Origin of the sequence: Vibrio sp. OPT46 (assembly GCF_015163535.1) — a bacterium.
Classification (GTDB): domain Bacteria; phylum Pseudomonadota; class Gammaproteobacteria; order Enterobacterales; family Vibrionaceae; genus Vibrio; species Vibrio alginolyticus.
Genome location: NZ_JADDYG010000358.1, coordinates 93,084 through 98,544 on the forward strand (window position 1 = coordinate 93,084; position 5,461 = coordinate 98,544).

The 5,461-nt window shown below is 45.5% G+C and carries 3 protein-coding genes and 1 pseudogene; 1 reads left to right on the forward strand and 3 read right to left on the reverse strand.

The window, feature by feature from the left end:
* Positions 1-23: 23 nt before the first annotated feature.
* Entirely contained in the window at positions 24-4,010 is a 3,987-nt protein-coding gene (gene hrpA / locus IQR33_RS16495; protein WP_170893799.1) for an ATP-dependent RNA helicase HrpA, read from the reverse strand.
* A 185-nt stretch (positions 4,011-4,195) separates the two neighbouring features.
* Between hrpA and IQR33_RS16500 the strand changes: the two genes are divergently transcribed.
* A complete protein-coding gene (locus tag IQR33_RS16500; RefSeq protein WP_025766683.1) occupies positions 4,196-4,780 on the forward strand; it encodes an FMN-dependent NADH-azoreductase in 585 nt (194 codons plus the stop codon).
* Positions 4,781-4,874: 94 nt separating this feature from the next.
* Here the strand turns inward: IQR33_RS16500 and IQR33_RS16505 are convergent, their stop codons facing one another.
* A complete protein-coding gene (locus tag IQR33_RS16505; protein WP_005389458.1) occupies positions 4,875-5,162 on the reverse strand; it encodes a hypothetical protein in 288 nt (95 codons plus the stop codon).
* Positions 5,163-5,326: 164 nt separating this feature from the next.
* A pseudogene (locus tag IQR33_RS35870) lies at positions 5,327-5,461 on the reverse strand (MipA/OmpV family protein); the annotation flags it as partial.

Sequence of the window (5,461 nt, forward strand, 5' to 3'; positions counted from 1 at the left end):
TCTGACACTATTTTACTGGTTGATTAGCAAGCATCAATCGCGTTTTTGACTCGTTTATCAGAAACAGGATAAGGAGTGCCTAATTGTTGAGCAAAGTAACTCACGCGAAGTTCTTCAATCATCCAACGCACTTCTTTTACATTTTCAGGAATGGCCACACCTTTCGGGATCTTGTTCAGCAACTCTTTATAGTCTTGAGTCACAGATTCAATCTTCAGCATATGTAAACGATCTTTGTTTGGATCGATTGGCAACTTCTCCATACGGCGCTCTATCGCGCGCATGTAGCGAAGAATATCCGGCAAGCGCTTCCAGCCACATTCCGTTGCAAAGCCTTTGAAGATCAAGCCTTCAATTTGTGCTTTGATATCGGACAGAGCAAACGCCATTGTGAAGTCGATCTTGCCTTTTAGCTTCTTATTGATGCTAAACGCCGTGGTCAGAATAGTCTCAACCTGTTGAGCAATCTCTACAACGGTGTCACCCAATTCAGCACGAACGTGTTCTTTCAACGCTTCGAACTTCTCTGGCTCCCAAACTAAACCACCCTGCTCTTCAATAAGCTTATCGACACCACAGGCAATGCAGTCATCTATCAGATCAAGCACTTTGCCGTATGGATTAAAGTACAGACCCAGCTTCGATTTGTTCGGTAAGTTGGCGTGCAAATATTTAATTGGCGACGGTACGTTCAATAAAATTAGGCGACGCTGACCAGCACGCATTGCCGTTATCTGCTCGTACTCCGTTTCGTAGAGTTTGATTTCAACGCTGTCTTTGGTATCAACAAGCGCCGGATACGCTTTTACATCGTAGCCGCCACGTTTTTGTTGATACACTTTCGGCAATTCTCCAAAACTCCACGTATGCAGACCTTGCTGTTCGATATCGTCATCCGCAACTTTGGAAAGCGTTTCTTGAACTTTGTCTTTCAAACTTTCTTTCAGTTCATGAAGGTCTTTATGTTCCTTCAGTTTACGATTTCGATGATCAACCGCGCGGAACGTGACTTTCAAGTGCTCAGGTACTTGTTCCAAGTTCCAGTCTTCACGCAGTACCTCTACGCCCGTCATGCGTCGCAACTCTTTCTCTAATGAATCTAGCAGCGGCGCTTCCATTGGCGTGACACGTGCTAAGAATGCATCGGCATAGTTTGGCGCAGGCACAAAGTTCTTACGAATTGTCTTTGGCAACGATTTAATCAAGCTAACCACAAGCTCATGGCGTAAACCTGGGATCTGCCAATCAAAACCCGCTGGTTCAACTTGGTTTAAAATCGGCAACGGCAAATGCACTGTGACACCGTCACTATCATCGCCTGGTTCAAATTGGTAACTCAATTTGAGCTTCAAACCATTTTGATGCCAGAAGTTCGGGTAATCCAAATCGGTCACATGGCTAGCATCACCCTTGAACAGCATCTCTTTTTCAAAGTTCAGCAGTTCCGGATTTTCTTTAGATGCCTTTTTCCACCACGTATCGAAGTGTTTGCCAGAAACGACTTCAGTACCAACACGTTGGTCATAGAAATCAAACAGCTCATCATCATCCACTAAGATGTCTCGACGACGAGATTTATGCTCAAGCTCTTCCACTTCTTGCAGAAGCTTACGGTTTTGCTTAAAGAACGCGTGTTTGGTTTCCCATTCACCCTCAACCAATGCACTACGAATGAAGATTTCGCGACTTACGGTCGAATCGATACTGCCGTAGTTGACCAAGCGTTTCGGTACGATTGGTACGCCGTAAAGCATCACTTTTTCGTGCGCCATCACCGCAGCGCGTTTCTTCGACCAATGTGGTTCGCTGTAACTACGTTTAATAAGGTGTTTAGCTAACGGTTCAATCCATTCTGGCTGAATCTTTGCGATGATACGACCCCAAAGTTTTGAGGTTTCCACCAACTCAGCAGACATGATCCACTTAGGCTGTTTCTTGAATAGACCTGATGCAGGGAAGATATGGAAACGAGCATTACGCGCGCCTTGATATTCATTCTTTTCTTGGTCTTTCATGCCGATGTGCGACAGCAAACCAACCAAAATGGCACTGTGTACGCCATGGTAAGAAGCGGGCTCATCGTTAAGCTTGAACTCCATCTCACGCATCGACTGATGAATTTGGAAGTACACGTCTTGCCACTCGCGAACGCGCAAGTAGTTCAAATAGTCTTGCTTACACTGTTTGCGGAACTGATTGCTAGACAAGGCTTTTTGCTGCTTTTGGATGTATTCCCACAAATTCACAAATGTCAGGAAGTCCGACTCTTCATGGAAGAAGCGACGATGTTTATCGTCTGACGATTGTTGTTTGTCTGAAGGACGTTCGCGTGGATCTTGAATCGACAAGGCAGCTGCGATGATCATCACTTCTTTAAGCGCACCATATTTTGGCGCTTCCAATACCATACGCGCCAAGCGCGGATCGATTGGCAAACGCGCTAATTGGCGACCAATGGAAGTCAGGCGTTTTTTCGGGTCTTTTACCTCAGAGTTAATCGCACCAAGCTCTTCCAGCAAACGCACGCCGTCTTGGATGTTACGTTTATCCGGTGCTTCCACAAACGGAAACGCTTGAATATCACCCAAACCAAGTGCCGTCATTTGCAAGATAACCGACGCTAGATTGGTACGTAGGATTTCAGGATCAGTAAACTCTGGGCGTGACTCAAAATCTTCCTCTGAGTACAGACGAATACAGATACCCTCTTCCACACGACCACAACGACCTTTACGCTGGTTCGCACTCGCCTGAGAAACTGGCTCGATTGGAAGACGCTGAACCTTAGTACGGTAACTGTATCGACTGATACGCGCCGTACCCGGGTCGATAACGTACTTAATGCCCGGAACAGTTAGCGAGGTTTCTGCCACGTTGGTTGCCAGTACAATTCGGCGACCAGTGTGAGGTTGGAAAATCTTATTCTGCTCACCTGCCGACAAACGCGCGTAAAGCGGCACAATTTCCGTGCTCTTCAGATTACGTTTGGACAATGCATCTGCGGTATCACGGATTTCACGTTCACCGTTCATGAAAATCAGGATGTCACCTAAACCTTCATCGCACAGTTCATCTACCGCTTCGAAGATGCCTTCAAGCTGGTCACGATCATTGTCGTCATCACCGCTTAGTGGGCGGTAACGTGTTTCTACTGGGTAAGTACGACCCGATACTTCTATGATTGGTGCATTGTTGAAGTGTTTTGAGAAGCGTTCTGGGTCGATGGTTGCCGACGTGATGATCACTTTCAAATCAGGACGACGTGGCAGCAACTCTTTCAAGTAACCCAAGATGAAATCGATGTTGAGGCTGCGCTCGTGCGCTTCATCGATAATGATGGTGTCGTATTGATTCAAGAAACGGTCATGCTGAATTTCAGCCAACAAGATACCGTCCGTCATCAATTTGATTTGGGTATTTTCAGAGATCTGATCGTTGAATCGAACCTTGTAACCAACAAACTCACCAAGCTTGGTTTCCATCTCTTCGGCAATACGGTTAGCAACCGAACGCGCTGCAAGACGACGAGGCTGAGTATGACCAATCAGACCAAATTTACCGCGACCAAGCTCAGCACAGATTTTTGGTAGCTGAGTGGTTTTACCAGAACCGGTTTCACCCGCGACGATAACCACTTGGTTTTCTTCGATCGCTTTCGCAATATCGTCGCGTTTTTGGCTTACAGGCAGGATTTCTGGGTATTCAATCGTTGGTTTGTAGTTGCTGCGCTGCTCTGCGACCATCATGGATTTTGCGATGTCTAATGCGATTTCGTCGAACACAGCATTACGCGCTGCGTCCTTCTTAATTTTGCTTGCACCAGAAATACGTTTACTCAAGCGGAAACGGTCGCGCATCATGCACTGATTCAGCGCTTTACGCAGAGATGCCGCGCTATTCACTTGAGCCTGAGGTGTTTGAGCTTGTTTCGCTGTCGCTTTTTGCGCACCATTTGACGGTGTCGCTTGCTCTTCAGCTAGATTCTTTTTTGGGGGCTGTGACGAAGTCAAAGCGTTTCCTATTCTTTTCATTACAAAAACTGCGCGGATTGTATCACACAAGATCTGTAACAAGATAACCGAAAGCTCATTCAATTTTTTCGAACATGTTCAGCGAATCGCTAGGCTTTTGAACTCACTTACGTTGCTTATAATGGCTCCCATAGTCGAAAGCACTTATTTAAGGAATAACCATTATGTCTCGTGTACTAGCTCTAAAATCAAGCATCCTTGGCGATTACTCTCAATCAAACAAATTGGTTGAAGACTTCATCAAAAATGTAGACCAAGACAAGCTTACTGTTCGTGATTTGGCTGCAAACCCGCTACCTGTTTTGGACTTCGCCGTTGCGACTGCACTGCGCGCTACGGAAGACCTTTCACAAGAACAGCAAGCGGTGGTCGACTTGTCTGACACCCTTATTGAAGAAGTAAAGGCCGCAGACACTTTGGTTATTGCCGCTCCAATGTACAACTTTACCATCCCGACTCAGCTTAAAAACTGGATTGATTTGATTGCTCGTGCAGGCGTGACATTCAAATACACAGAAAACGGCGTTCAAGGTTTGATTGAAGGTAAAAAGGCGATTGTAATAACGACTCGTGGTGGTATTCATAAAGATTCACCAACTGACAACGTTACGCCATACCTACGCACTGTGCTGGGTTTTGTAGGAATCACTGATGTGGAATTTGTTTACGCAGAAGCGCTAAACATGGGTGAAGATGCGGCTGCAAAAGGCATTTCAGAAGCGCAAAGCCAACTTGCAACAATGGCGTAAGTTAGAATAAACCAGAATACAAAAGGGATTGGTTCGCGCCAATCCCTTTTTGGATCCTGATGCCTTGATCGTATTTATAGGGTCTCTAACATCGTCAAAAACGATTCACTTTCTCCAAGTTGCGTATTGCATCGAGGTAGACTTTTTCTAAAGACCGCTCAGCTTCGCTTATCATATTCTCGATCATCGCATTAAACGCGACATCGCTACGGATTTCTATATTGTCTCCCGCCTTAACGTCAAGAGAGTTGACGTACAACACCAACCATTCATCGCCCTCCAAGTGCCCTTCTCCGTGAATGGCAAAAAAGCGTTTGGCAAATTCAGCGTTGGTACAATTTATCGCTTCAATTTGAAGATTGAATGAGGAGTCGATACTCATGGTGCTTATGCCATCCGATTCATCAGATGCATCACAAACAGCCTTAACTCTGGCACGATATACGAAATTTCTCGTTGAAAGCAGCATAGTATTATTCATCATTACTCATAATGGGCGATAAATAAGTCAGTTGCAAATCCGACCTATATGCATCTCGCGATGCGCTAAAACTCGAACTGGAAATAAATAGTATTGTAGTTGCTCCCACCTTTAATTCGCCCAAACTGGGAAGCGCTTTCAAAAATCGCCGAGCGGTGATGCAATGAATAGCCCACCCACATATTGTTCCAGCTCTTTTG